This is a genomic window from Bacillus sp. EB106-02-03-XG38 (genome assembly GCF_058792175.1).
This window is the reverse complement of record NZ_JBYTED010000007.1, coordinates 1-26486: the sequence shown is the minus strand read 5'-3', so window position 1 is coordinate 26486 and position 26486 is coordinate 1. Positions and strand designations below refer to the sequence as shown.

Genomic DNA, 26486 nt, shown 5'->3' with positions numbered 1-26486 from the left:
GAAAAAGTGTCCCTCTGCATTTTATAAATAGCAGAGGGGGCTGTTTCAATAAAGGAGGAAGTAACATGGTAAAAGGAAGAATTCATTCTGTAGAGTCTTGTGGTACTGTTGATGGCCCAGGAATTCGTTATGTCATATTTACACAAGGGTGTTTATTACGTTGTCAATATTGTCATAATGCTGATACGTGGGAGATCGGTAAAGGAAAAGAAATAACAGTCGAAGAAGTGATGCAGGATGTGACATGTTACCTACCTTTTATTGAAGCTTCCGGAGGCGGTATAACAGTTAGTGGTGGGGAACCATTATTACAGCTAGATTTCTTAATTGAATTATTTAAGAAATGTAAGGAAGCTGGAATTCATACAACAATTGACTCTTCGGGTGGTTGTTATTCTGAAGAACCAGAATTCCAAAATAAGCTAGATATTTTAATGGAGTACACAGATTTAGTTTTATTAGATTTGAAACATATTGATTCAAAGAAACATCGTAAATTAACAGGAAAACCAAATGAACATATTTTACAATTTGCTCGTTATTTATCGGATAAAAATAAACCGATTTGGGTCCGACACGTATTAGTTCCTGGTATTACTGATAATGAAGAAGATCTACAAAAACTATCTAGCTTTATTCAAAGCTTGTCTAATGTTCAAAAAGTTGAAGTGTTACCATACCATAAGCTTGGTGTATATAAATGGGAGGCACTTGGGCATAAGTACCCACTAGCGAATGTAGAGCCACCTACTGAAAAAAATGTAGAGCAAGCAAGACATATTTTACAAGCAGTCTAATCCAAATATTGGATTAGGCTTTTTGCTTTCTTTACAATAAAACCTAGAGTATGTATATAGAAAAGAGTATACTGAAAATAGAATATCCATATTTTTGTAAGGAATAAGTGGAGAAATTTACATAATTGTAAAGGGAAATCAAAATAGTAAAAAGAATTAAGAAGTAAAAGAGTGAGTATCATGGAATAGAGAAGATTTGTAAGTTATTGCGAAAGCTCTTATAGGAAAGTATAATGTAAAGATATGAGCACAGATAGGATTAAGGGGTCAATCTTATATGCTTTGCATATCCACGACAGGTACATAGCTGAATGAGAAATTTTAGAGTCTGTTTATGTAATTTTTAAGGAAAATGTTTTTCCTATTGTCGTATATGCAATATGGAGAAACAATAAGCTAGGAGTGGATTTGTTTGATAAAAAACCCCAAGGTTTTAATATTAACTGCACATTACGGTAACGGTCATGTGCAAGTAGCGAAAACATTAGAACAAACATTTCGCCAAAAAGGAATTAAAGATGTAATTGTATGCGATTTGTTCGGAGAATCACATCCAGTTATAACCGATATTACAAAATATTTATATTTAAAAAGTTATACAATAGGAAAAGAATTATATCGCTTGTTTTATTATGGCGTAGAAAAAATTTATGATAAAAAAATAGCATCTTGGTATGCAAATTTCGGAAGAAAACGTTTGAAATTACTTTTACAAGCAGAGAAACCGGATATTGTTATTAATACCTTTCCGATTATAGCTGTACCAGAGTTGAAAAAGCAAACAGGTATTTCAATTCCTGTGTATAACGTATTAACGGATTTTTGTGTGCACAAAATATGGATTCATCGGGAAGTAGATCGTTATTTTGTAGCAACTGATCACGTGAAAAAAATTATGGTTGATATTGGTGTGCCTGCGGAACAAATTGTTGAAACTGGAATTCCGATTCGTAATAGCTTTGAGCTGAAGATCAATCCAGACATTATATATAATAAATATCAGTTATGTAGGAATAAAAAGATTTTACTAATTGTAGCAGGTGCTCATGGGGTATTAGGGAGTGTAAAAGAACTATGCCAATCGTTTATGTCAGTACCTGATTTACAAGTAGTTGTCGTTTGTGGGAAAAATGAAGCATTAAAACAGGATTTATTAGGATTACAGGAAAATAATCCTGATGCATTAAAAGTATTTGGTTATGTTGAAAATATTGATGAATTATTCCGTGTTACTTCGTGTATGATTACGAAGCCAGGCGGTATTACGTTAAGTGAAGCGGCAGCATTGCAAGTACCTGTCATTTTATATAAGCCTGTTCCAGGGCAAGAAAATGAAAATGCGATGTACTTTGAAAGAAAAGGAGCGGCAGTTGTCATTCGTGATGATAGTGAGGTTTTTGCAAAAACAGAGGCGTTATTACAAGATGATATGAAGCTTCTTCAAATGAAAGAAGCGATGAAAAGCATTTATCGTCCGGAGCCAGCTGGTCATATTGTGGATACAATTTTGGCAGAAAATCATGTAAAGCCGAATCATATACCTATTAAATCACCTGCTCTTGCACAATCATTTACTTAATATGAAACCCTCTTTTGACTGTTTAAAGAGGGTTCTTTATAGTTTTCTGAGAGAAAGACTTATCCACATGAAGATTACGCTTTCATTAAACAGTAAAGTCGGAATATTAACAACTATATCCACATTGTCCACAATTTTTAGAAAAATATCCACAATGCTAACATCTGCTATGCGTTACAATATATAAACTTGTGAAGGATTTGTATAATTTATTCACAATTCTATAAATTGTGTGGATAACGTTATCCACACAAAAAAGGTTCCTTATTTATAAGGAACCTTTTTTCTACTCTATCACATAGAAAAAATATGTAATGAGAATGAATAATTAGGGGGGAGAACTTCTAATTATTCATTCTCACTTTAAATACTTTTCGAGCGATAACCCGCTGCGCGATCTGCTTTACGAAATTCTCGTTGGTAGAGAACTTCTTGTGTACTAGATAATGCATTTTTTGCTTTGTCACGTTTCTTTTTATCCATTACAAATCACCTCGTGTCCTAAAGTCACTATCTATCGTTTCCAAAGACATCGGGTGATATACGTATATGTCAAAATGTTAATGGTTAATTATTTTTTCTAAAAATTTAGATTAAGCTTCTTTTAAGTGATGAGCATCTTGGAACGTTGTATCTCGCATTGTAGCAAGTGTATATTGATCTTTTGGAATTTCATATAAGTTATATACTTCTTCATTCGCGTTAATTTCATCATAAACGGCTTTTCTTGTTTCGTTTGCTAGATTTACGTATTGTAATTTTTCGGCAGCTTTAATAGAGCGAATATTTATTTTGCGAATACGCATAAAGATCGTTTCAATATCTAATTCATAGAAAAGTTCGCTAAAAAATGAATCTTTCGCCAATTTGTTATAGCCTTTTCCATGATAAGGTTTGCCAAGCCATGTCCCAAGGAATCCGGCTTTTTCTTGCACATCAAATAGAGTAATTGTTCCGATAGGGTTACCCCATTCATCTAAAATTGTGCGTGAAATTAATTCCCCACGCTCTTCAGCCTCAATCGTTTGCTTTGTTAAAAATAAATATTCCTCGTAAGAATAAGCCTTTTGACGCACAAAAGGGAAGACAGCTGGATCCACCATTAACTCGTATAGAACGTGGCTGTCGTGTAAGTCGCGTTTTTTTAACATACTAACTCCTCCTCACACGAGGGTAGCATGACGAAAAAACACCCCACCCTCGAAATTTTTATATCAATCTTTAAAAAATTTCGGGGTGGGAATCGAACCCACTAGAACCAGTTTCTAACGCTGGTGGCGCACCATTTGCCTTCCCCATTCATCAATTTGAAAATGATAATCACGACACAAATTGATTATGGTTTCATTCAGTTTATAATCGTATAATACTTTATCTAGTCAAAAAAATAAACTAGTTTTTTTTATTTTTTTTGTAAATTATTTTTCCGTCAATCATGGTTAGTACAGGCTTGGCTAAATAATGGAAAGGATGGTGAGTCCATAACACGAGATCAGCGTCTTTTCCAACCTCAATGCTTCCAATTCTATCCTCTAAACGTAGATTTCGTGCTGGAAATATAGTGATTCCTTCTAATGCCGTTTTTTCGTCTAATCCTTCTCTTACTGCGACAGCAGCACAAATATTTAAATATTGAATGGGTGTATAAGGGTGATCTGTTGTTATAGAAACTTCCACTCCATTTTTCGATAATATATGGTAAGTATCCCATGTTTTGTTTTTTAGTTCGATTTTAGAACGGCGTGTAAGAGTGGGGCCAACTGAAACCTTCAAATTGTGTTTCGACAGTTCTTCAACAATAAAGTGTCCTTCTGTACAATGTTCAATACGTAAATCGAGATTGAATTCTGTTGCAAAGCGTAGAGCAGAACTAATATCATCTGCTCGGTGAGCGTGGATACGTACGGGTATTTCGCGGCGTAATGCTTTTAAGATAGGAAGCATTCGAAAATCAGCTTCATGTCCGTAGTGCTGTGCTTCATAGAATGATTCCCGCAGTAACCCCATAATTCCCATACGTGTTATAGATTCTTTTGTTCCATTACTATGGACCTTTTTAGGATTTTCTCCAAAGGCAATTTTTAAGCCGGCAGGTTCTTGAATAATCATATGATCAATACAAGTTCCAGCTGTTTTTATTACACAAGTCGTACCACCGATAATGTTTTGACTTCCTGGCATAACGTGAACAGTTGTGATGCCATTTTGTACAGCATCTTGAAATGCAATATCAAGAGGGTGGATTCCGTCCAAAGAACGGATATGTGGTGTTGAAACTTCAGATGTTTCATTTGCATCATTGCCAGCCCAACCAGTACCTTCATCATAGAGACCAAGATGAGTATGGACATCAATAAATCCGGGTAAGAGATGAAGAGCACGTGCATCTATAACTGTCATATCTTGAGTAGGTTGAATGGTAGGCTTGACCTCGGCAATTCGTTCTCCTATAACGAGTACATCCCCTTGAAATTTTTGGGATGTAATAGGATAGACAATGGCTTGCTTGAGCAATATTTTCATAGGTACCTCATTTCTGTTACTTTATAATGTTAATGGAATTTAAGGGAAAGTAACGGAAAGATTATTTGTGTAATAATGCTCCGGATTCTAGAAAATAAAAGTTTTGAAAGGGCCCCCTGTAAAACTGTGTTTTAGAAGTACTACATTGTATGCGAAAGTATATTTTGTAATGCATGGTCTATTGCCGGAAATGTGTATTCATACCCATGCTCAATTGCTTTATTAGGTAATACATGTTGCCCTTCTAGTACAAGTATGCTCATCTCACCAAGTAAAGTGTGAAGCATAAATGAAGGGACAGGTAACCAATGAGGTTTTTTCATTATAGTTGCAATGGTTTCTCCAAATTCCTTCATTCTTATAGGGAGGGGAGCTGTAATGTTAAGCGGTCCATCAATTTCTTTTTTGTGTATGATGAAATCAATCAGGCGAACGACATCGTCTATATGAATCCATGATAACCATTGGTTTCCAGAGCCAATTGTACCGCCAATATAGAATTGATAGGGGAGTAGCATTTTGGGAAGAGCTCCTCCATCTGCACTTAATACGACTCCAAATCTTGCGTAGATTGTTCGTATTCCGAGAGCACGTGCTTTAGATGCTTCTTGTTCCCATGAATATACTGTATGTGCTAAAAAGTCATCTCCAGGAGTCTCATGCTGTTCTGTAAAAGACTCGGTTTCAGACGTTCCATAGTATCCGATAGCACTTGCATTAATAAATGTGTGTGGTTTTATGGTGAGTGTCTGCAATTGTTTAATGAGCCCTTTTGTCGTTTGAATTCTACTGTTTAAAATGATTTTCTTTTGTTTCTTTGTCCATCTACTGTTAATAGACTCTCCAGCTAGATTAATAACGATGTCAATAGAGGAGAGGGGAAAGGTTTGTAAATCTGGTGTCCATTGTACGTATTGAAGGTTAGGATCGGAAGTTTCAGTAGTTTTGTTTCGAGTTAGAATGTAAACTGTATATCCCTTTTGAATAAAAAAAGTAGAAAGGTATTTACCGATAAAGCCGGTACCACCAGAAATTGCGATTCTCACAATTATTTCCTCCTCATTATATATATTCTTGAAAAGCAAAAACGTTCCTGGACTATGTTAAAATAATAGAGAGGTGAGAGTATGGCTGTCATTACAAAAATAGAAGTCCAAAAACGATCGAAAGAACGATTTAATATTTATATTGATAAAGGTCAAGGTGAAGAGTACGGATTTAGTGTGAATGAAGTAATCTTAATAAAACACGGATTACAAAAGGGCTTAGAAATTGATGAAATAGCGTTAGGAAATATTTTGTACAATGAAGAGGTACAAAAAGCATATTTACAAGCAATCTCCTATTTATCCTATCAAATGAGAACGAAACTAGAAATAGAAGATTTTTTACGAAAAAAAGAAGTGGGACAGGCCATCATCTCTGAAGTCGTTTCGAAATTATTACATGACCGATATATTAATGATAAAGAGTACGCTGTTTTATATACAAGAACGCAAAGTAATGTGAATCGAAAAGGTCCCACTGTTATTAAAAGAGAGTTGTTGAATAAAGGTGTTCAGGATCTAATTATTACGCATAGTTTACAAGAATATCCGAAGGAAAAGCAAATTGAGAATGCTTTCATTCTTATAGAGAAGAAGAAAAAAGCTTATCAAAAGCATTCTTTTTTACAAATGAAGCTCAAGTTAGACGAGATGCTTGTTCGTAAAGGATATTCTAGAGATGTGATTCAAATTTGTTTAGAAGAATTGAAAGACGAAAAAGATGACGAAAAGCAACAAGAGGCGTTACACTATCATGGGAATAAATATTATGAGAAATACAAGAAGTATGATGGATGGACATTCGAAAATAAGATGAAACAAGCGTTATACCGCAAAGGATTTTCTATCGATGAAATAGAGGTATTCTTGCAAATGAAACGCGAAGAGGGATGAGGAGAATAAGATGAATATGCCAAAGCGCTACAGTGAAATGACACCACATGAGCTAAGGGAAGAAATTGGGCTTTTGAAAGAGCAAGCGATAAAAGCTGAGCAACTTGGAATTGTAAATGAGTTCGATGTATTAATGCGAAAGATAGCAATGGCCCGTGCTTATATGACTGACATGAACAAATTCCATATCGGTGAGACATATGAATTAGTAGAAGAACCTGGAATATTATTTGAAATTACGTACTTCAATGGGGTATTTGCTTGGGGACATAAGCAAAATGATAATGAAGAGATTGGAATACCGATTTCTTTATTGCAAGAAAAATAAAAACCAGAGAGCGAATATCTCTCTGGTTTTCATCTTTGGTAGGCGTTACAGGAGATAGGAGATTCTAAAATTGGCGTTTTTTACATTCGTTCGCCAATATAATGAGAGACTGGGTTTGTTGCGTCTGTCCGTTAACTTGCGCTTTAGCATGTTTCGGACGAGTCCACGTATGGTTAAATAATTCAGAACGACTATCTAAGCGATCACGGTAGCTCATCTTTATCACCTCGTGTAGGAAGTTGACTTGCTTTGTACTACTCTTCCTGCTGATTTGCAGCACGCATACGTTCTTGTGGGTGCGTGTTAATTGTGCCGTTAGGTCGTTTCGAAGCGAAGCGTGATTTCGCCTTCGGCTGACCGTCGATTTTGCTGTTGTTTTTTGACTCAGACCAAAATTCGGCTTGTTTACCCATTGCGAACGCCCTCCTCATCATCAGTTGATACCTCTTGAAGAAGTATCAATTATAGAATGTGCAAAATAGAAGAAACTATCCTTTAGAAATGAAGGGATAAATAGGTAAAAGGAGATTAGAACATGAATGATATGTATGAAGCATTAACAAAAGAACTATTAGAAAAAAATGACAAACTTTCTTACGCGCAAGCACGTGCGTGGGTTGAATTACTATGGGAAGATTTCCAAACAACTTATGCGAAATCAGGACGTTATCAAGGTGATGAAATGACTGAACAAGTGGTAAGAACATGGATTAATAATCATGGAGCGCGTCTTCATGAAATGCGTACAAATAATCCGAAATATAGCCATTTAATCAATCAAGAAGATCATTTGAAACATTAAAAAAAGCGACTTAAGTCGCTTTTTTTAATGTGGAAGTAACTCCAGTTTTTTTCGAAGTTTTTCTTCACTGAAAATCCATCCTGTATAGGAACTAATAATATTTAAATTATGATCGAGTTGAACGATCGCAACGAATGGATAATAATCTTTACTACGATAGCGCAAATCAATGAATCGAACTTCGTAATAATGATCATAATCGAAAATGTCCCAGCGATACACAGGGGAGAAAGATAAAAATGCTGAGATGTTTTCATCTTGTTTAGCTGCGCGCATAATAGCATTGTCTGGGAACGGTACCCGGTCGAACTTATCATAGACCATGATGTTACCACGATGCCATCTAGCAACGTAGTAATAATCAGTTGTAACGATTGCTAAATGGTAATGATAAAATCGATAAGAAGGAGAAATGATTATCTTCTCAACATGTTTGAAACGTTTTTGTACAACGCTTCTTATATTTCTATGCATCATAATCCGTCCGATATAGTAAACAATCATCAATATATACGCTGCTAAGGCAGTATATCCTTTATGGGAACCTACGATCATACATGCAATTGCGAGCAGATGAATAAAGAAAATGACAGTATCGAATGTATTAATAATACCGAGCGCTACCCATTTTTTTGTGAAGGGCCGTAACGCCTGTGTACCGTAGGCATTAAAAATATCTACAAAGACATGAAGAAAGACGGCAATAAATGACCAAAGTAGTAGATGCAAATATGGAGCGTCTGAAAAGAAGGCGAAAGAGATGCCACTTATAAGGAATGACCAAAGAATTACTGCAGGAATGGAATGAGTAATCCCGCGATGATTTCTTATATATTTAGCGTTATTACGCAATTTTAAAACTGTATCGATGTCAGGAATATTGGAACCGGCAATTGTAGCGAGCATAACTGCTTGTGGCCCAATATCACTTTGTGCTATGGCTGGATCTAACGTGGCCAAACTGCCTAGAGTAACGCCCATAACAAGGTGAGTGGCTGTGTCCATAGAAATCCACCTCCGTTTTTTATTAATGTAACTCTTTTTATTCGATACCTCAAGTCCTTTGCCTTCTATTTCCTATGTCATCTTACTTAAATTTTTTCCTAAAATCTTTATAATAGTACTTATATGCAAAAAAATGAGGGGGATCAAGTTTGACACTTGAAATATTAAATAATTTTAACATAGAGCAGTTTCAAAATGATTTAATTGGTTGGTTTGAAAAAGAGCAACGCGACTTACCGTGGCGTAAAAATAAAGATCCATATCGTGTTTGGGTTTCGGAAATTATGTTGCAGCAAACTAGGGTAGAAGCTGTAAAACCATATTACGCGAATTTCATGGGGAAGTTTCCTACTCTAGAATCTTTGGCAAATGCTGATGATGAAGAAGTGTTAAAAGCATGGGAAGGTTTAGGATATTATTCTAGAGCACGAAATTTACATGCGGCCGTAAAAGAAGTAAAAGAAGTATACGGCGGAATCGTACCGCGTGATGTAAAGAAAATTGAAAAATTAAAGGGAGTAGGACCATATACAAAAGGTGCTATTTTAAGTATTGCATATGGTATACCAGAGCCGGCAGTTGACGGAAATGTTATGCGTGTGTTATCACGTATTTTATCCGTATGGGATGACATTGCGAAACCGAAAACGAGAAAAGTATTTGAAGAGATTGTGCGTGAAATTATTTCGGCTGAAAATCCATCTTATTTTAATCAAGGTTTGATGGAATTAGGGGCACTAATTTGTATTCCCAAAAATCCAGCATGCTTACTTTGTCCTGTACGTGAGCATTGCAGGGGGTATGCTGAAGGTGTTCAAAAAGAGTTACCAGTAAAAAGTAAAGCGAAAGCTCCTACGATGGTACCAATTGTTGCAGGAGTACTGCAAACGGAAGATGGTCGTTACGTCATTAATAAACGTCCAAGTACCGGTTTATTAGCTAATATGTGGGAATTTCCGAATGTTGAACTTGGCGAAGGAATTCGTAATCAGAAGGAACAGCTTATAGATTATATGAAAGAAAAATTTGAGCTTTCGATTTCTATTGAAGAATACGCAATGAATGTACAACATACGTTTACCCATCGTACTTGGGATATATTCGTATTTTACGGGAAAGTAACTGGTGACATTGTTGAAACAGATACATTGAAATTTGTATCGAAAGAAGCATTTGAACAGTTACCTTTCTCGAAATCGCATCGTACGATTTATGAAAGTTGCGTTGAGAAAATTACAATGCAATAAATAAAAAGTGTTCCCTAGATTGGGAACACTTTTTTAATCGTAAGAAATTTTTGTCCCATGAGTCCAACTAGCCTCACCTTCTTGTAAGCCGCCTCTTGTTTCAATTTCTAATACAATTTCTTTGTAAATACTTTGCCCTTCTGCATTTAAATAAGGCAGAATCTGTTGTAATGAATGATGAAAATAAGCTAATTCATCTTCTTTCCATTCGCTTTTTGAAACCATCGTTAGTTCAGTCATATCGCGTCCTATATACATATTTCCACCTCCATTTTTTATAGTTTGAATGAGTAATAAGAGATATATGCGTAATTTTTCAAAAGAAAATTGCGGATAGCTTTTAAGTGAATTGGTTACATTATTGGTTGTGGAGGTGAGAAAGATGAGTAAAAAACAACAAGGTTATAACAAGGCAACTTCTGGTGCTAGTATTCAAAGTACAAATGCTAGCTATGGTACAGAGTTTGCGACTGAAACAAATGTACAAGCGGTAAAACAAGCAAACGCACAATCAGAAGCAAAGAAAGCACAAGCTTCTGGTGCACAAAGTGCAAACGCTAGTTATGGTACTGAATTTGCAACTGAAACAGACGTGCATGCTGTGAAAAAACAAAATGCACAATCAGCTGCAAAACAATCACAATCTTCTAGTTCAAATCAGTAATGAAAGAAAAACACTTCTCTAATTCGGGAGAAGTGTTTTCTTTGTGCTTTGGTCATAGTAATGAAAATAAAGCGAACGACATAACTTCTAATAAGTCAACAAATGTAGTCAAAGGAGAAGGAAGTTAAAGATTAGAAATATGTAATGAGGAATAATAACTGATCAATAAATCTAAAAGGGGGTAAGTAATGAACGATTTTGATAAGTTGGTTGGAGAGCAATTGGAAACGATGGATGAGTTGTTGAAGTTACAAGCTCATCTAGAGAAGTATCAGCAAATTGAAATGAGTGAAAAGGATACGTGCGATAAAAAAGAATTACATTTTATACGCCAAGAAATATATAGAACAGAATTAGCACTCAAGTTATTACATGAGAAATTTGAAGAGCAAACAAATAGTGTGATTCAATCTTTTGAAACCGAAAAAATGATTTCCAATTTAGGATAAGACATATTGTTACCCTCTGGTAAAAGGTCCTTCTTTACATAGAAATAAGGGAGGGCTTTTTCTATTTCCATTTCCGTGTTTGTAAATAATTCAGTGGAGGCCCGGTTTCTATGGTATTCAGTTTGAAAATTAGAGTCTTGTCTCTTTAGTTTTAAAATTTCGACAAAAAAGTTATAATAGAAAAAAAGTGGATGCAGCTCAAAGGGCATTTGCAGTTGAAAGAAGGGAGCATATATGGGATTTCCCAAAGAAGGAGAAAAAGTACAAATACATAGTTATAAACATAATGGCTCCATTCATAGAATGTGGGAAGAGACAACGATTTTAAAAGGGACACAAAGTCTTGTAATCGGAGCGAATGATCGTACAGTAGTGACAGAATCAGATGGCCGAACGTGGATTACGCGTGAACCGGCAATTTGTTATTTTCATGCAAACTATTGGTTTAATGTAATTGGAATGTTAAGGGAAGAGGGCGTATATTATTATTGTAATTTAAGCTCACCTTTTGCATATGATTCTGAAGCGTTAAAGTATATTGATTATGATTTAGATATTAAAGTGTATCCAGATATGACATATACGCTTTTAGATGAAGATGAGTATGAAAAACATAGTCAGATTATGCAATATCCACCTGTGATTGATACTATTTTAAAACGAAATGTAGCACAATTAACACAATGGATTCATCAAAGAAAAGGACCATTTGCGCCAGACTTTGTAGATATGTGGTATGAGAGATATTTAATGTACAGAAATTAAAACAAACCTGCAGGGGATTTCCCGGCAGGTTTGTCCTATTAGAGGGGGGATTATGTGCAAGGTATAAAGAGATATTTGCAATTTGTTAAACCATATCGATGGCTTATTGCTATTACGATTATGATCGGTCTAGTTAAATTTGGCATCCCGCTTATTATGCCGTGGTTATTAAAGTATATTATTGATGATGTAATTCAGGGCGGAGGTTCACTTCAAGATAAAACGTCCCAACTAGTAACTGCAATTGGGATTGCTTTTTTTATTTTTGCAGTATTAAGACCGCCAATTGAATATTATCGTCAATATTTCGCGCAGCGTATCGCAAATACAATACTATATGATTTGCGAAAACATATTTTTGGTCATTTGCAAAAGTTGAGTTTACGTTATTATTCGAATACAAAAACAGGCGAGATTATTTCACGTGTCATACATGATGTAGAACAAACGAAGGACTTTGTAATTACTGGTTTGATGAATGTTTGGTTAGATACAGCAACGATTGCTATCGCTATTATTGTTATGTTTTCTATGAATGTAAAATTGACATTTGTTGCGCTATTAATTTTACCTATTTATGTAGTAGCGGTGAAATACTTTTTCGGGCGTCTTCGACAATTGACGAAAGAGCGTTCACAAGCGTTAGCAACGATGCAAGGGTATTTACATGAGCGTATTCAAGGGATGCAAGTGACACGTAGCTTTGCATTAGAAGAGTATGAGGGGAAGCAGTTTGAAAAAAGAAATAATGAATTTTTGACGAAAGCGTTAACGCATACGAGTTGGACCGCGAGAACGTTTTCGGCGGTAAATACGTTAACGGATTTAGGACCATTACTTGTAATTGGTTTTGCAGCATATGAGGTGGTTCAGGGGCAGTTAACGTTAGGGACTATGGTTGCCTTTGTTGGGTATATGGATAGTTTGTATAGTCCACTTCGCCGCCTTGTTAATTCTTCTACAACATTAACACAGTCTTTCGCATCGATGGATCGAGTGTTTGAACTGTTAGATGAAAAATACGATATTGTGAATGTGCCAGGTGCGGTACAAACGAAGAAATTAAATGGTGAAGTGATATTTGATAATGTATCTTTTCGCTACAATGCGGATGAAAAAGAGATATTACATAACCTTTCATTAACTATGTCGCCTGGAGAGAAGGTAGCACTTGTAGGAGCAAGTGGGGGAGGGAAGTCATCTCTTGCTAGTCTAATACCACGTTTCTATGATGTTTCTTGCGGTGCAGTTTATGTAGATGGGATAGATGTCAGAAAGTATGATATGAGAAACTTACGTAGTCATATTGGAATTGTACTGCAAGATAATTTGTTATTTAGCGATACAATCGGGGCAAATATTTTATATGGGAATCCGAAAGCTACAGAGGAAGAAGTGATTGCAGCTGCCAAAGCTGCGCAAATTCATAATTTTATTATTGAGTTACCTGATGGCTATGATACTGTTGTTGGGGAACGCGGTGTGAAGTTATCCGGTGGACAAAGACAACGTGTAGCGATTGCACGAGTGTTTCTAAAGAATCCTTCGTTACTTATACTAGATGAAGCGACTTCTGCTTTAGATTTAGAAAATGAACGATATATTCAAGAAGCACTTCAGACGTTAGCTGCTGATCGTACGACGATTATAATCGCACATCGATTAGCAACAATTACGCATGTGGATACGATTATTTATATTGAAGATGGTGAAATTAAAGAAACAGGTTCTCATGAAGAATTAATGAAAAAAAGAGGGTTTTATTACAACTTATATCAACTTCAACATATAACAGAAACAGCTCCTTTAGCGTAAAAGGAGCTGTTTTTTATTCGTCTTCTTTTTTATCGTCGATTTTAAGTTCTGCTTCTGGTTTATGGTATGTGTAGAAGCTATCCACAAGTAAATCTAAATGCTCTACTTCCTCACTATAGTTAATAATAGCTGAAATAAGAGGGAAGAGGTGTAGCCATGTTTTATACGCTTCCTCATCGTCTTTGTTTTGATAATCCATAAAGATATCAATTAATTCTTGTTTACCTGTTTCAACTTCATCAAGCATTTCAACGGATTGTTGTTTTTTTGCTTTACCAATAAATTTTAATAAAACTTGTTCATGATAATGCGTTAATGAATCAAGTTCATTCTGGATAGATTCTTGAAATTCTTCTGGCATATAGCGCAGTTCATTTTCCGTACGATGTAATGATTTTAACGTACTTAACGCACGACTTGTCGTTGCTAACATTTGTCTGAATAAAACGAGCTTACGAATTTTTGCGAACTGTACTTTTTTTGTGTAGCTTCTTTCTTCTTTATACAGCAAATAGTAGTGGTTTAGTTTGATCATTTTTTCTTTCATACGATCAATATCAGTTTTTAGCGTTGTAAAATCAGAAGCTTGCCTGCTATTCATTCGAATCCATTTTACAATTTCCTCTGTATTATCAACGATACGATGATATAGCTTTGTTTCGTATTTTGGCGGCATAAACACTAAATTTACAAGTGAGGCCGCGATAATTCCAATCATAATTGTCGCAAAGCGAAGTAAGGCAAAACTAAAGAAATCTTCGCCTTGATACTCCATAATGGCGATAACTGTTACTAAAGCGATTGATATTGTGTTTTCTAATCGTAATTGCAGTGTAAGTGCAATTACTAATATACATGTTAATCCAATAATAAAAGGATTATGTCCAAAAGCAGTAGCGAATGCGATAGCGAATACCGCACCAATGACGTTTGCTTGAATTTGTTCAAGTGCAGTTAAATACGAACGGTATACAGACGGTTGAACAGCGAATATAGCTGAGATTCCCGCAAATACCGGACTCGGTAATTGAAGTAAAATACAAGCAAATAAAGCTAATGTGATGGCAATACCCGTTTTTAAAATGCGAGCACCAAGTTTCATACCCTTAATAAGATCCTTTCTCTTGTCATAATGAATGTACAACATGATACTATACATTCATTACAATATGTTAGCAAGTGATATTTTAGTGACGTTAATAAGAAATTGAGATTCATTTTATAATTTTTCCTAATTCTTTTTAAACATCAATTTTTAGTAAAAAAACCTGCTGAATTTCAGCAGGTTTCAAATTGTTACTATAGATTACTATGAGAAGTGTACTTCGTCAATTTATTCTTGAAAATGAAAGTTAGGCATATCACTCAGTTGAGATAGATGGATCAGCCTGTTCTTTTTTCGGGATGATTTCAAAAAATTGATGCTGCATATCATCGAGTAGCGGTGTTAACAAAGCAACCTCTTCGTATTGCTCATGCTCATTTAATACACGAATATAATCTAGCAATAATTCAGTCACATCTTGCGCACCATTTTTACTAATTGGTTGCAATGTAACATTTGCCCCTTTTGCGATTCTTCTTTTTAAGGCCTGTTCTGTTAAACCTAAGCTTGAATCATGACGTAAATAAACAACACCGCCAGTCATACCAGCACAGATCCATGGGCCGGGATCTCCTAAAACAAGCGCTCGCCCATTTGTCATATATTCAAAAGCGAAACCTTTAATATTGGAGTATGCTCCTATATTTCCTTGCTCTTTTTCACGGAGTGGCTTTGTCATGCGCCCTCCAATTATCATGTCTGCTCCAGAGAGGCGAATGCCAGCGCGAGCATCGGCGTTACCTTGAACGTATAGCGCTCCTTTTTGTGCACCGTATCCAAAACCTTTTCCGACAGAACCGTTATAATATATGCCGTCTTTTCCTTTTGCTTTCGTTATATAAATACCACCACCAAAGGAGGTTTTACCAATACCATCTTGTGCGCCGCCATTTACGTGTATAAATAAGTTCTCACTATTGTAAGCACCTAATCCATTTCCAGGGATAGAGCCATTCGTATACTTTAATGTAAGTGGTTCAAGCTTCGTGTCTTCATATAATTTACTACGAACGCGATAGCAAGATTCTAGACCACCCATAACGCGTTGTTCTACGCCAACGCCTACTAATTCTTTTGAATGAGGGGAATGAACTGTTTCAAATTGTTTTTCCGGCATCTGTTCCGTTTTTGGAACAGACGGATGTTCTATCGTTTGTAGTAAATTACATAAGTCTAATAAATTTTCGCCTCGAACTTGTGCTAATAAATCGGAACGCCCGACAATTTCTTGTAAATTTGTATAACCAAGATTTCCTGTTAATCGTTTTAGTTCTACGCCAAAAGTAGTGAATAAATGTAATAACCCAGAAACGGCGCTTTCTAATTCACGCGGGACGAAGCGACGTAATCCGTGTTCTTTCGCCTGTGCTTCAGATTCAATTTGTGTTGCAATTCCGACGTGACAAGTATCTAGATGACATCCGCGGCAAGTTGTACAGCCAATTGCAATCATCGATAATGTACCAAATCCAATACGATTTGCTCCAAGGAGCATGATTTTTAAGGCATCATTCACACTTCGAATACCACCATCAGCCCAAATTTCTACTTTATGTCTCATATTCGCTTCTAATAAAGCATTGTGAGCGGCTTTCACACCAATTTCTACAGGAAGACCTACATGTTGCAGTGCATGAATACGTGCAGCACCTGTACCACCATCAAATCCGCTAATGTTAATAAAGTCAGCACCAGCTTTGGCGATACCGACAGCAATTGTTCCAATGTTAGGGACGACAGGGACTTTTACAGCTACTTTCGCAAGTTGATTAGCTGTTTTAATTTCTGTAATCATTTGAGCTAAGTCTTCAATGGAATAAATATCATGGTTGTTAGAAGGTGAAATTAAATCAGAGCCAATTGTAGCATTACGCGCTTCAGCGATTTTGGCTGTTACTTTTGAACCGGGCAAATGTCCGCCTTCACCAGGCTTTGCGCCTTGCCCAATCTTTATTTCAATTAAGTTTGATGAATTTAGTAGTTCGGCGTTTACACCAAATCGCCCAGATGCAACTTGTTGTCCACGTGTATGTGGATACTTTCCAATCATATCTTTAATTTCTCCGCCTTCACCGTTCAAGCTAATCATATTTAGCTGGTCAGCTGCTTCTGCATATGCACGAAAGGCGACTTCATTTTGAGAACCGAATGACATGGAACTAATAATAAATGGTAAATCATGATTTTGAATACGGATGGACACTTCTTCAGCCGGAACGATCTGTTTTGTTTCTTTCATTTGAACAAGATGTCTAATTGCGATTGGATTATTTTCTTCTAATTCACTTAATTTTTCACGGTAATCATCATAAGAATTTCCTTTTGCGACATCGCCGATTGCTTTCCAAATTCGCGGGAATATATGAAAAGATTTTCGCATTCTAACTTTAGGATCGTTATAATCATCTGCTCGCATTTGTGCATCTTCAGCAAGTGACTGAAGCGAAAAAGCTAAATTATTTGAGCCGAAGAAATTCGTAATTTGTAATATATTTGCGATTTCCTCATGTAATCCGATAGAAGAATAGAGGCGACCGTAACCACGTAATTCATGAATTCCAATTGTTGAAATGACTTTTTCTAGTCCTTTATTAAGTGCATGATATAAATTCGTAATTGGTGTTTTTGTCCCATCATTTACGGTTGCAAATAATAAATATGGATTAATACTATCCGCTCCTAATCCATACAATGTGACGATATCGTGTAAGGAACGAAGGGCACCAGAACGTATAACGAGAGAGCAGTTTCGGCGTAATTTATTTTCGCTTAATACTTGATGTACTTTAGCGGTAACTAAATGCGGGTCAATCCATAACTGTTCATTTAGATGAGCGTTGGCATCATCTATTAATAGTAGGGAAGCTCCATCGTTCACGGCTGTTATCGCTTCAGAACTAATCCGATTTAAGGCGCATTGTAAAGTTTCTGCCGGACTGAATGTAGCAGAGATTGTAGCGATAGAGCTATGAGTATTGAATAGCTCTATAAGTTGTTCGTACGTAATGGTGTGTAATTCCTCTGCAATAGATTGCGCTACACTTCCTTCTAAAATAATTGGGGAAAGCATCTCAACTACAAATGGTTGTTTAGTACCAGCCAATAAACTTGGGCGTTCTCCAAGTATCGTTCGTGTGGAGAAGTGCTCGACCTCTCGATCACGATCGATTGCTGGATTTGTAACGACGGCTACACTTTCCTTAATGAAGTCAGCGATATTTCGTCTATCAGTATCGAGTGCAGCAAGTGGTGAGTCATGACCAAGTGAGCGAATTGGCTCAACGCCTTTTGTTGCCATCTGTTCAAGAAGTTGAATATGTTCACGATCCCATCCGAAAGCAACGTATTGCTTCGTTTCAACTTGCATAGAATCACATAATCCTTGGATTTCTTTCGTTTCAGGGGGAGATAAGTTTAAATGATAATCTTTAGTATCAACTCGCTTTTTAAAACGGTCGTATACTTGAGCTTGGTATTTGTCATATTCATAAAGAACAAGCTCATCTTGTTCATTCCACTTTAGCCCAACCTTTTCCCCAGGAGCGAGTGGTTTCGGTTCAGCTACATATTCAGTTGGAGATACAACTCCAGGTTCAGAAGAGAAAATATAAGAATTCTCTGTCTCTACTTTCCAAACTGGTCGTAGTCCAAGGGAATCGACGCTGAAAACAGCTTCATCTTTATAACGTGAGATAATACCAGCTGGACCTTGTGCAAAATGACCCCATGCTTCACGTATATACGTATATAAATCTTGTAAATGCGGTTCATAAAGTTTAATTTCATTAATAATTGGTGGGAATAGTATATCCATTGCTTCAAATAAGCTGTAGTCGTATTGAACAAGTAGAGTTTCTAAGGTGCGGTTTAAATCTTGGGAGTCACTGCCCCCAGCAGTAAGTGGAACATGAATCATGTCAGCTTGATCGCGTAATTTTGCAATTGTGTTAATTTCACCGTTATGTCCGAGAATGCTAAATGGTTGTACACGAAAAAAATTAGATAATGTATTAGTAGAATAGCGATTATGTCCTAATGTCATAGTTGAAGCGATCAGCGGATGTTGTAAATCATTATAATAAGCAACAAGTGTATCACCAGCACCTAGAACTTTATATACAACATGATCACGACTTAAGGAAGCAACATGAATCGCTTCGTTTTCCTCTATTTTTATCGTTACTGAAAATAATGTTTGCTCAATATTTGTAACTCCATTTTCTGCGATAAGGGCAACTTGCCAAAATAAAGGTTCTTCTTGTTTGCCAAGTGGACCGAGTGCATCGGAGTTTATTACATCATCACTTTCAAAAAGAATTGCAAAGTTTTCGTTGTTTAGTTGTGCACGAATATGATTTTTTAAATTAATTATATTTGCGCTTTTGTTTAGAAAAAAATGTCCAACGATAAAGTGGGGATGATCCACGATCGTTGGATTATATCCGCTACTTTTTAGTTTTTCACTCCAAAGTGCTTTTGGTACATCAATGTGAATGCCAATTCCATCGCCTTCACCATTAATGAAACCAGCTCTATGATTCATTTTGACGAGTGATTGTATGCAAAGGTCAATGTTTTCTTTTGTAGGAATTTTTCGTTTCTCCATAACGGAAACGATTCCACACGCATCATGTTCTGCATTTTTATAATCTCGAAATAAAGACGGTGTCCATGTATTTGTTTTATTGAGCATCCGTCAATCCCCCCTCTTATTGAAGTTTGAATAGTCTTACTATTTAAGGTGTGAGCAGCCTTGTATACAAAGATAGTAAGGATATAAAAGAAAAATTAAACAGATAATTATGAATAATTATACTATTAATAAGGAATTTATGAAATAGAAAAAAGGAAAAAAGAAAGATGTGCTTTCTTTTTTCCTTTTAATGATGCGATTATTTATTGTCTGCTAAAGCAGCAAATGCTCTGCCTACAGCTTCAATTGTATATTCAATATCTTCTTTTGTATGTTCTGTCGTTAAGAACCATGCCTCATATTTAGAAGGTGCTAAGTTAACTCCTTCTTGAAGCATAAGCTTGAAGAATTTACCGAACATTTCACCGTCTGTATCTTGTGCTGCATCGTAATCTTCAATTGTATTTGTTGTGAAGTATACAGTTAAAGCACCTTTTAGACGGTTTAATGTAATATCGATATTATGTTTGGTAGCTTGCTCTAAAATTCCCTTTTCAAGCATTGCACCAAGTTCATCTAATTTCTCATAAAGCCCTTCTTGTTGAAGAACTTCTAGACAAGCAATACCAGATGCCATAGAAGCAGGATTTCCTGCCATTGTACCAGCTTGATATGCAGGTCCAAGAGGGGCAACTTGTTCCATAATTTCTTTCTTACCGCCGTAAGCACCGATTGGAAGTCCACCGCCAATAACTTTACCAAGAGCTGTTAAGTCTGGTGTTACGCCAAGTAAGTCTTGAGCACCACCGTACATGAAGCGGAAAGCGGTAATAACTTCATCATAAATTACTAGTGCACCAGCTTCGTGAACAAGTTCATTCACTTTCTCAAGGAAGCCGGGTTTTGGCTCTACAATACCGAAGTTTCCAACAATTGGTTCTACAAGAATAGCTGCTACTTCATGTCCCCATTTATCTAATGCTTCTTTTAAAGTTTCTACATTATTAAATGGAACAGTAATAACTTCTTGAGCGATACTTTGTGGTACGCCGGCTGAGTCAGGAGTTCCTAGTGTAGAAGGACCAGATCCAGCTGCTACAAGTACTAAATCAGAATGACCGTGGTAACAACCAGCGAATTTCATAATTTTTGTGCGACCTGTGTAAGCACGAGCGACACGAATTGTTGTCATTACTGCTTCAGTACCAGAGTTTACAAAACGGACTTTATCTAATGCAGGCATTGCTTCTTTTAACATTTTTGCAAATTTTACTTCTAGAGCTGTTGGTGTTCCGTAAAGTACACCATTTTCAGCAGCCGTTGTAATTGCTTTTGTAATGTGCGGGTGAGCATGTCCAGTAATAATAGGACCGTATGCTGCTAAATAATCGATATATTTATTTCCGTCTACATCCCAGAAATAAGCACCTTTTCCACGTTCCATAGCAACAGGAGCGCCGCCGCCAACTGCTTTAAAAGAACGAGAAGGACTATTAACGCCGCCAACGATATGTTCTAAAGCTTCTTTATGTAATGCTTCTGATTTTGTGAATTTCACTACCATTCATCTCCTTACAAAAATCTATGTATTATTCTAACATGTTTTTCGAAAAGACGTATTGTTTGTGATAGAGAAGGCAGTTGGGTAAACTATTCGTTGTGACATTTAGGAAGGGGGTCCGGTTATGAAATCGGTAATTGAGGTACAAGGATTACGTAAAGAATTTACAGCCTATTCAAGTCGTCCAGGTTTAAAGGGTGCATTTCGCGATTTATTAAATCGTAATTATAAAATAGTACCAGCAGTAAATGACGTATCTTTTACTGTGAAACAAGGTGAAATGGTTGGGTATATTGGTGAGAATGGTGCCGGTAAATCAACGACAATTAAAATGCTTACAGGGATTTTGACTCCGACATCAGGCGAGATTTTAGTAAATGGGATGAATCCCCATAAACAGAGAGAAGAATTCGTAAGAACAATTGGTGTTGTTTTCGGTCAACGCTCGCAACTTTGGTGGGATATTGCTGTACAAGAATCGTTTCGTTTATTAAAAAAGGTGTATGGTGTATCAGACGCCCAGTATAAAGAGCATATGGAGCACGTGATTGAAACGTTAGATATTGGGCCTTTATTAGATAAGCCAGTGCGAAAGTTATCTCTTGGTCAAAGAATGCGTTGTGAATTAGCGGCAGCATTAATTCATAATCCGCCGTTATTATTTTTAGATGAACCAACAATTGGTTTAGATGTACTTGTGAAATTGAAAATACGTGAATTTTTAAAAGAGATGAATGAACGTTATAAAACCACAATTTTATTAACAACCCATGATATTACTGATATTGAAGCTTTATGTGAGCGCGTCATCATGCTCGATGAAGGAAATATTATGTATGACGGTTCTTTAAATAATCTTCGTACGCAGTGGGGAGCAGAGAAGGAAATACATTTTCAATTTATTGCACCAGTTTCCTATCAAGCTTTATCAATGGTTATGCCAGATAGTCATGTCGTTTGGTCGAAAGCGAAAGAGGAAAATGCGTGGATCGCAAAAATACCGAATGAAGAAGTTATCATTTCAATGCTTATTTCTAAAGTAGTACAAGCCTTTCAAATTAAAGATTTAAAAATTAACGAAGTGTCTACAGAGGAAATTATTCGTAACATCTATGAAGAAGGTATTAAACATGGGTAAGTATATTGAAATGATTCGAATTCGCTTTTTAATGATGCTTGCGTATCGTACAAACTATTATAGCGGGATTTTAATTTATACAATTAATATCGGCGCGTATTATTTTTTATGGCAAGCAATTTATAGCGGAAAAGAGAATATTGAAAGTTTATCTATTTCGCAAATGACTACGTATATCGCAATTGCGTGGATGGCACGTGCTTTTTATTTTAATAATATAGATAGGGAAATTGCGATGGAGATTCAAGAAGGACGTGTAGCGGTAGAGCTGATCCGTCCATATAACTATTTAGGGATGAAAGTGATGCAAGGTCTTGGCGAAGGGATATTTCGTTTTGCGTTCTTTTCAATTCCGGGAATGGTTATCGTTACCTTATTATTCTCATTGCAAATTACAACAAATTTTCAAACGTGGTTATATTTCTTCTTATCTTTAATATTTAGTTTTATTATTAATACACAAATTAATTTAATGACGGGGATGCTCACGTTCTTCCTATTTAATAATAGTGGGATTATGTATGCAAAACGTGTTGTTATTGATTTATTTTCAGGTCTATTATTACCAATTAGTTTTTATCCGTTATGGGCCCAGAAGGCAATGGTGTTTTTACCGTTTCAGGCCATTAGTTATATTCCGAGTATGATTTTTTCAGAAGGTATACAAGGAAGTAAATTGTATGAGGCATTATTATTCCAAGTAATTTGGGCAATTGTACTTATTATTCCAATTGTACTCATGTGGAGAACGGCGAGAAAACGTCTAATTGTACAAGGGGGATGATGAGATGATATATATAAAACTATTTTTGCAGTATGCAAGCCAATATATAAAAACAAAATTGGAGTATCGGGGCGATTTTATCGTTGGATTACTGTCTGATTTATCACTACAGGCTGTTAATTTAATCTTTATTCTCGTTGTGTTTGGGCATACACAAGCATTAAAAGGCTGGAGTAGAGAAGAAGTAATCTTTATTTATGGTTTCTTTTTAGTGCCGTTTGCCATTTTCTCTGCTTTCTTTAACATATGGGACTTTAATGATCGTTACATTATTAAAGGAGAAATGGATCGTATATTAACAAGACCGATTCATAGTTTATTTCAAATTATATTAGAAAGAATGGAACTTGAATGTTTAATTGGAGCGATTACAGGAATAATTGTAATGGGCTACGCAGCAGTGGAGTTGCAATTATCTTTTTACTGGTACGATTTCTTCTTATTCTTACTAATGGTAGGAGGGGGCGCACTTGTATATGGAGGGATATTTGTTACGCTTGCAAGCCTTGGTTTTTGGTCGGATGCGAAAAGTTCAATTATGCCGCTAATGTATAACATAGGTAACTATGGTCGCTATCCTGTTAATATTTATAATCGTGTGATTCGCTTCATTTTAACGTTTGTTCTACCGTTTGCGTTTGTTGGGGTGTATCCAGCAGCATACTTCTTAAGAAAAACAGAGTGGAATAGTTATGCATTTGCAACACCATTTGTTGGTGTTATCTGTTTTACGATTGCAATCACTCTTTGGAATCAAGGGGTAAAAAGGTACCGTGGTGCTGGGAATTAATTATAGAAGCTTGTTTGTTTCTAAGGGATAAATCTAATGGCCGTCTCATACATATAAAATGAGGTGGAGGACATGTTATGGGGATTTATTCTATTAATTGCAGCAATCGCTATTTTGAGAAGTGTCCAATTGTTATGGAGTTCATATTCAGATTCTAGGCGTTTCTTTTCGCTGTATAATTTAGCCTCCTTATTTCTAATTTATACAACGGTACTAATTGCGTTTGGGTTAAGTTATGTTGTATTAGAAGAAATGGGTTTTGCAGTTTTGAAAGAAGATGGAGAAAGCTTGCATGCCCAATCTTTTCAACTTGTAGAAATTTGTTTATATTTTAGCGCAGTTACTTTGTTGTCCGTTGGGTATGGTGATATAGCTCCAATTGGAATAGGGAGATGGATTGCGATTGCAGAAGCGCTAATTGGATATACATTACCGTTTGCTTTTGTCATGAGGTCTGTAATAGACAATGAAAAATAAGATAGTATTTGATATAGTAAAAGAAAAGAGTAGGAGTGATAACAATGATTACAGTAGGAGAAATGGCTCCAGAATTTACATTAGAGGGAAGTAACGGGGAACAAGTTCACTTAGCTGATTTTCGTGGTAAAAATGTAGTTCTATATTTTTATCCGAAAGATATGACTCCGGGATGTACAACTGAAGCGTGTGATTTTCGAGATGCCTATGGATTATTTCAAGAGAAAGATACAGTTATTCTTGGTGTAAGTCCTGATTCAGCGAACAGACATCTGAAATTCATTGAGAAGCATGAACTTCCATTTGTACTTTTAGTAGATGAAGATCATAAGGTAGCGGAATTGTACGATGTTTGGAAATTGAAAAAGAACTTTGGAAAAGAGTATATGGGAATTGAGCGTTCTACATTCCTTATTAATAAAGACGGTGAGCTTGTAAAAGAATGGCGTAAAGTGAAAGTGAAGGGACATATTGAAGATGTTCTTTCTTATATAAAATAAATTCATTTGGGAGATAAAATATATAGAAGTAAGGCGAGTGTCTATACATATTTTATCGTCTTACATAAAGTGAAGTGTAGGGCATACCTCCTCAGATGATAGTATTCCAAGTGCGATTATGTCGCACTTTTTTTCTATGTAAATGTATAGAAAATGGGGAAAGATATATAAGAATAAGGCTATATACAAAAATAAACCACATACTTATAGTAGAAATATTGACGATTTATAAGAAAAGGAGTACACTCTTTATAAGAATTATAAAATAATAATCCGTATAGAATCGGGGTGCATGACGGTGGTCAAAGAAGAATTAAAAGAAGCGCTAGAAATGCTGAAAAATACGGGTGTACGCATTACTCCACAGCGTCATGCTATTTTAGAGTACCTTGTGGAATCTATGACGCACCCAACAGCGGATGACATTTATAAAGCGTTAGAAGGTAAGTTTCCAAATATGAGTGTTGCAACTGTTTATAATAACTTACGTGTATTTAAAGAGGTTGGACTTGTAAAGGAATTAACTTATGGAGACGCTTCAAGTAGATTTGATTACGTTACAAGTCAACATTATCATGTGATTTGCGAAAAATGTGGTAAGATTGTTGATTTTCCTTATGGAGGTTTGGAACAGCTTGAAGAGGAAGCTGCGAAAACGACAGGCTTCGTTATTAATAGTCATCGCTTAGAAATTTATGGCGTTTGTCCAGAGTGTCATAAGGCGTAATATATAATAAAGAAAGAGGGAGACGTTTACGTCTCCCTCTTTCTTACGTTAGGTTCAGAGGGATTTAAAATGTTCAGTACACAACCTAATTTTGTAAGGATGCATTGTCCCCATATATACTTATGACTTATAGCTCTTCTTATTATATTTCTCATCAAATTCTTTTCCTTCTAGATTTCGATCCATTGTTAAAGGTTGATTGCAATGCATACATGCGTCAACGCGGCCGAGCATTTTTGTAGGTTTATCGCAGCTTGGACAAATAATTTGTACCGTTTTAGTGGATAGCATACCGATCCAAAAGTAAACGACAGTACTAGCGATAACAGCTAAAAAGCCAACCATCATAAATGTTGTCATAATAATAATGTTTTCACGGAAAAAGACTCCTAAGTATGCAATGAAGAGGCCGATAAATACTAAACTTAATGCAAAGGTCCGGATTTTATTGATTTTGTTTGAATACTTAATGCTCATTCTCACCACTCCTTATAATAATAATATAACATAAAATTTAGAATTTTCACTCGTTCGAAAGCGTGCTAAAGTGATAAGATAGGAAATACGAAATGTCATGAAGAATGAAGGGAGACTTTAATGGTTTTTGGAACATGTTTTTAAAGTTTTAACGGGATGTGAAATTTTTTTATAAAAAGTATTGACCCTGTATGTACTGCATGATATATTAATAACCGTCGCTGATGCGGAAACGCAGAAAACGACAAAAAAGAAAATGAAAAACTTAGTTGACATTGAAAAATGAAGATGTTAACATAAGGAAGTCGCAAATGAGCGACCAAGTAGTTCTTTGAAAACTGAACGAAACAAACAACGTGAAACGTCAATTTTTATTTTTA

The 26486-nt window shown here is 35.9% G+C and carries 28 protein-coding genes; 16 read left to right on the top strand and 12 right to left on the bottom strand.

The genetic code is table 11. The features are described 5' to 3' along the window. Nucleotides 1–65: 65 nt before the first annotated feature. Together pflA and AC3WTI_RS24400 are read left to right on the top strand one after the other, a co-directional pair. Nucleotides 66–797 carry a pyruvate formate-lyase-activating protein gene (gene pflA / locus AC3WTI_RS24405; protein WP_048527873.1) on the top strand — a complete coding sequence of 244 codons (732 nt, stop codon included), beginning with the start codon at nucleotides 66–68 and terminating at the stop codon, nucleotides 795–797. A gap of 412 nt (nucleotides 798–1209) precedes the next feature. Continuing rightward, nucleotides 1210–2376 (top strand): diglucosyl diacylglycerol synthase, encoded by a 1167-nt coding sequence (locus AC3WTI_RS24400; protein WP_087957277.1) that lies wholly within the window; start codon nucleotides 1210–1212, stop codon nucleotides 2374–2376. A 363-nt stretch (nucleotides 2377–2739) separates the two neighbouring features. Here AC3WTI_RS24400 and AC3WTI_RS24395 read toward each other — a convergent pair whose 3' ends face one another. The 4 genes from AC3WTI_RS24395 to AC3WTI_RS24380 all read right to left on the bottom strand — a co-directional run bounded on the left by AC3WTI_RS24395 (nucleotide 2740) and on the right by AC3WTI_RS24380 (nucleotide 5945). Next, on the bottom strand, nucleotides 2740–2859 hold the full coding sequence (locus AC3WTI_RS24395; protein ID WP_000358480.1) for a YfhE family protein: 120 nt from the start codon (nucleotides 2857–2859) through the stop codon (nucleotides 2740–2742). Nucleotides 2860–2969: 110 nt separating this feature from the next. Continuing rightward, a complete protein-coding gene (locus tag AC3WTI_RS24390; protein ID WP_000914736.1) occupies nucleotides 2970–3527 on the bottom strand; it encodes a GNAT family N-acetyltransferase in 558 nt (185 codons plus the stop codon). Between the two features lie 241 nt (nucleotides 3528–3768). Beyond that, complete coding sequence (locus AC3WTI_RS24385; protein WP_087957276.1) at nucleotides 3769–4899, bottom strand: amidohydrolase; 1131 nt, start codon at nucleotides 4897–4899, stop codon at nucleotides 3769–3771. A 140-nt stretch (nucleotides 4900–5039) separates the two neighbouring features. Beyond that, entirely contained in the window at nucleotides 5040–5945 is a 906-nt protein-coding gene (locus AC3WTI_RS24380) for a TIGR01777 family oxidoreductase (RefSeq protein ID WP_087957275.1), read from the bottom strand. 81 nt (nucleotides 5946–6026) lie between these two features. On the opposite strand from AC3WTI_RS24380, the gene recX reads away from it, so the two are divergent. Together recX and AC3WTI_RS24370 are read left to right on the top strand one after the other, a co-directional pair. After that, a complete protein-coding gene (recX, locus tag AC3WTI_RS24375) occupies nucleotides 6027–6839 on the top strand; it encodes a recombination regulator RecX (protein ID WP_087957274.1) in 813 nt (270 codons plus the stop codon). 10 nt (nucleotides 6840–6849) lie between these two features. Beyond that, a complete protein-coding gene (locus AC3WTI_RS24370; protein WP_087957273.1) occupies nucleotides 6850–7167 on the top strand; it encodes a YfhH family protein in 318 nt (105 codons plus the stop codon). A 64-nt stretch (nucleotides 7168–7231) separates the two neighbouring features. Here the strand turns inward: AC3WTI_RS24370 and AC3WTI_RS24365 are convergent, their stop codons facing one another. After that, on the bottom strand, nucleotides 7232–7384 hold the full coding sequence (locus AC3WTI_RS24365; protein WP_000122093.1) for a YpzG family protein: 153 nt from the start codon (nucleotides 7382–7384) through the stop codon (nucleotides 7232–7234). Between the two features lie 37 nt (nucleotides 7385–7421). Beyond that, nucleotides 7422–7580 (bottom strand): small, acid-soluble spore protein K, encoded by a 159-nt coding sequence (locus AC3WTI_RS24360; protein ID WP_000517891.1) that lies wholly within the window; start codon nucleotides 7578–7580, stop codon nucleotides 7422–7424. Between the two features lie 122 nt (nucleotides 7581–7702). On the opposite strand from AC3WTI_RS24360, the gene AC3WTI_RS24355 reads away from it, so the two are divergent. Then, nucleotides 7703–7969: a YfhJ family protein gene (locus tag AC3WTI_RS24355; RefSeq protein ID WP_048527866.1), complete on the top strand. Its 267-nt coding sequence runs from the start codon at nucleotides 7703–7705 to the stop codon at nucleotides 7967–7969. 24 nt (nucleotides 7970–7993) lie between these two features. On the opposite strand, the gene AC3WTI_RS24350 is transcribed toward AC3WTI_RS24355, so the two are convergent. Further along, on the bottom strand, nucleotides 7994–8974 hold the full coding sequence (locus tag AC3WTI_RS24350) for a metal-dependent hydrolase (RefSeq protein ID WP_048527865.1): 981 nt from the start codon (nucleotides 8972–8974) through the stop codon (nucleotides 7994–7996). 149 nt (nucleotides 8975–9123) lie between these two features. Between AC3WTI_RS24350 and mutY the strand changes: the two genes are divergently transcribed. After that, nucleotides 9124–10221 (top strand): A/G-specific adenine glycosylase, encoded by a 1098-nt coding sequence (gene mutY / locus AC3WTI_RS24345; protein WP_087957272.1) that lies wholly within the window; start codon nucleotides 9124–9126, stop codon nucleotides 10219–10221. Nucleotides 10222–10254: 33 nt separating this feature from the next. On the opposite strand, the gene yfhS is transcribed toward mutY, so the two are convergent. Next, nucleotides 10255–10479, bottom strand: coding sequence for a mother cell protein YfhS (gene yfhS, locus AC3WTI_RS24340; RefSeq protein ID WP_142286580.1), 225 nt, complete (start codon nucleotides 10477–10479; stop codon nucleotides 10255–10257). A 124-nt stretch (nucleotides 10480–10603) separates the two neighbouring features. Between yfhS and AC3WTI_RS24335 the strand changes: the two genes are divergently transcribed. The 4 genes from AC3WTI_RS24335 to AC3WTI_RS24320 all read left to right on the top strand — a co-directional run bounded on the left by AC3WTI_RS24335 (nucleotide 10604) and on the right by AC3WTI_RS24320 (nucleotide 13914). Further along, nucleotides 10604–10885 (top strand): gamma-type small acid-soluble spore protein, encoded by a 282-nt coding sequence (locus AC3WTI_RS24335; protein ID WP_000039039.1) that lies wholly within the window; start codon nucleotides 10604–10606, stop codon nucleotides 10883–10885. A gap of 188 nt (nucleotides 10886–11073) precedes the next feature. Next, the gene (locus tag AC3WTI_RS24330; protein ID WP_000997582.1) at nucleotides 11074–11334 is read left to right on the top strand and encodes a YgaB family protein; all 261 of its coding nucleotides are present in this window, start codon (nucleotides 11074–11076) and stop codon (nucleotides 11332–11334) included. 234 nt (nucleotides 11335–11568) lie between these two features. Continuing rightward, the gene (ntdP, locus tag AC3WTI_RS24325; protein ID WP_000506628.1) at nucleotides 11569–12099 is read left to right on the top strand and encodes a nucleoside tri-diphosphate phosphatase; all 531 of its coding nucleotides are present in this window, start codon (nucleotides 11569–11571) and stop codon (nucleotides 12097–12099) included. 54 nt (nucleotides 12100–12153) lie between these two features. Further along, a complete protein-coding gene (locus tag AC3WTI_RS24320; RefSeq protein WP_087957269.1) occupies nucleotides 12154–13914 on the top strand; it encodes an ABC transporter ATP-binding protein in 1761 nt (586 codons plus the stop codon). A 13-nt stretch (nucleotides 13915–13927) separates the two neighbouring features. On the opposite strand, the gene AC3WTI_RS24315 is transcribed toward AC3WTI_RS24320, so the two are convergent. The 3 genes from AC3WTI_RS24315 to hemL all read right to left on the bottom strand — a co-directional run bounded on the left by AC3WTI_RS24315 (nucleotide 13928) and on the right by hemL (nucleotide 21216). Continuing rightward, a complete protein-coding gene (locus tag AC3WTI_RS24315; protein ID WP_016078602.1) occupies nucleotides 13928–15016 on the bottom strand; it encodes an aromatic acid exporter family protein in 1089 nt (362 codons plus the stop codon). A gap of 259 nt (nucleotides 15017–15275) precedes the next feature. Further along, nucleotides 15276–19712 carry a glutamate synthase-related protein gene (locus tag AC3WTI_RS24310; protein ID WP_097840562.1) on the bottom strand — a complete coding sequence of 1479 codons (4437 nt, stop codon included), beginning with the start codon at nucleotides 19710–19712 and terminating at the stop codon, nucleotides 15276–15278. Between the two features lie 199 nt (nucleotides 19713–19911). After that, nucleotides 19912–21216, bottom strand: a complete 1305-nt coding sequence (gene hemL / locus AC3WTI_RS24305) for a glutamate-1-semialdehyde-2,1-aminomutase (protein WP_003299918.1) — start codon at nucleotides 21214–21216, stop codon at nucleotides 19912–19914. Between the two features lie 121 nt (nucleotides 21217–21337). On the opposite strand from hemL, the gene AC3WTI_RS24300 reads away from it, so the two are divergent. The 6 genes from AC3WTI_RS24300 to perR all read left to right on the top strand — a co-directional run bounded on the left by AC3WTI_RS24300 (nucleotide 21338) and on the right by perR (nucleotide 25629). Next, the gene (locus tag AC3WTI_RS24300) at nucleotides 21338–22351 is read left to right on the top strand and encodes an ABC transporter ATP-binding protein (protein ID WP_048527860.1); all 1014 of its coding nucleotides are present in this window, start codon (nucleotides 21338–21340) and stop codon (nucleotides 22349–22351) included. Next, on the top strand, nucleotides 22344–23135 hold the full coding sequence (locus tag AC3WTI_RS24295) for an ABC transporter permease (protein WP_000521523.1): 792 nt from the start codon (nucleotides 22344–22346) through the stop codon (nucleotides 23133–23135). The genes AC3WTI_RS24300 and AC3WTI_RS24295 overlap by 8 nt, the downstream gene beginning before the upstream one ends. 4 nt (nucleotides 23136–23139) lie before the next feature. After that, nucleotides 23140–23925, top strand: a complete 786-nt coding sequence (locus AC3WTI_RS24290; RefSeq protein WP_097840561.1) for an ABC transporter permease — start codon at nucleotides 23140–23142, stop codon at nucleotides 23923–23925. 72 nt (nucleotides 23926–23997) lie between these two features. Continuing rightward, a complete protein-coding gene (locus tag AC3WTI_RS24285; protein ID WP_000964347.1) occupies nucleotides 23998–24402 on the top strand; it encodes a potassium channel family protein in 405 nt (134 codons plus the stop codon). Between the two features lie 44 nt (nucleotides 24403–24446). Then, nucleotides 24447–24902, top strand: coding sequence for a thioredoxin-dependent thiol peroxidase (gene bcp / locus AC3WTI_RS24280; RefSeq protein ID WP_087957266.1), 456 nt, complete (start codon nucleotides 24447–24449; stop codon nucleotides 24900–24902). 298 nt (nucleotides 24903–25200) lie between these two features. Further along, nucleotides 25201–25629: a peroxide-responsive transcriptional repressor PerR gene (gene perR, locus AC3WTI_RS24275; protein WP_000237831.1), complete on the top strand. Its 429-nt coding sequence runs from the start codon at nucleotides 25201–25203 to the stop codon at nucleotides 25627–25629. Between the two features lie 120 nt (nucleotides 25630–25749). Here perR and AC3WTI_RS24270 read toward each other — a convergent pair whose 3' ends face one another. Then, nucleotides 25750–26106 (bottom strand): YgzB family protein, encoded by a 357-nt coding sequence (locus AC3WTI_RS24270; RefSeq protein WP_000025063.1) that lies wholly within the window; start codon nucleotides 26104–26106, stop codon nucleotides 25750–25752. Between the last annotated feature and the right edge of the window lie 380 nt (nucleotides 26107–26486).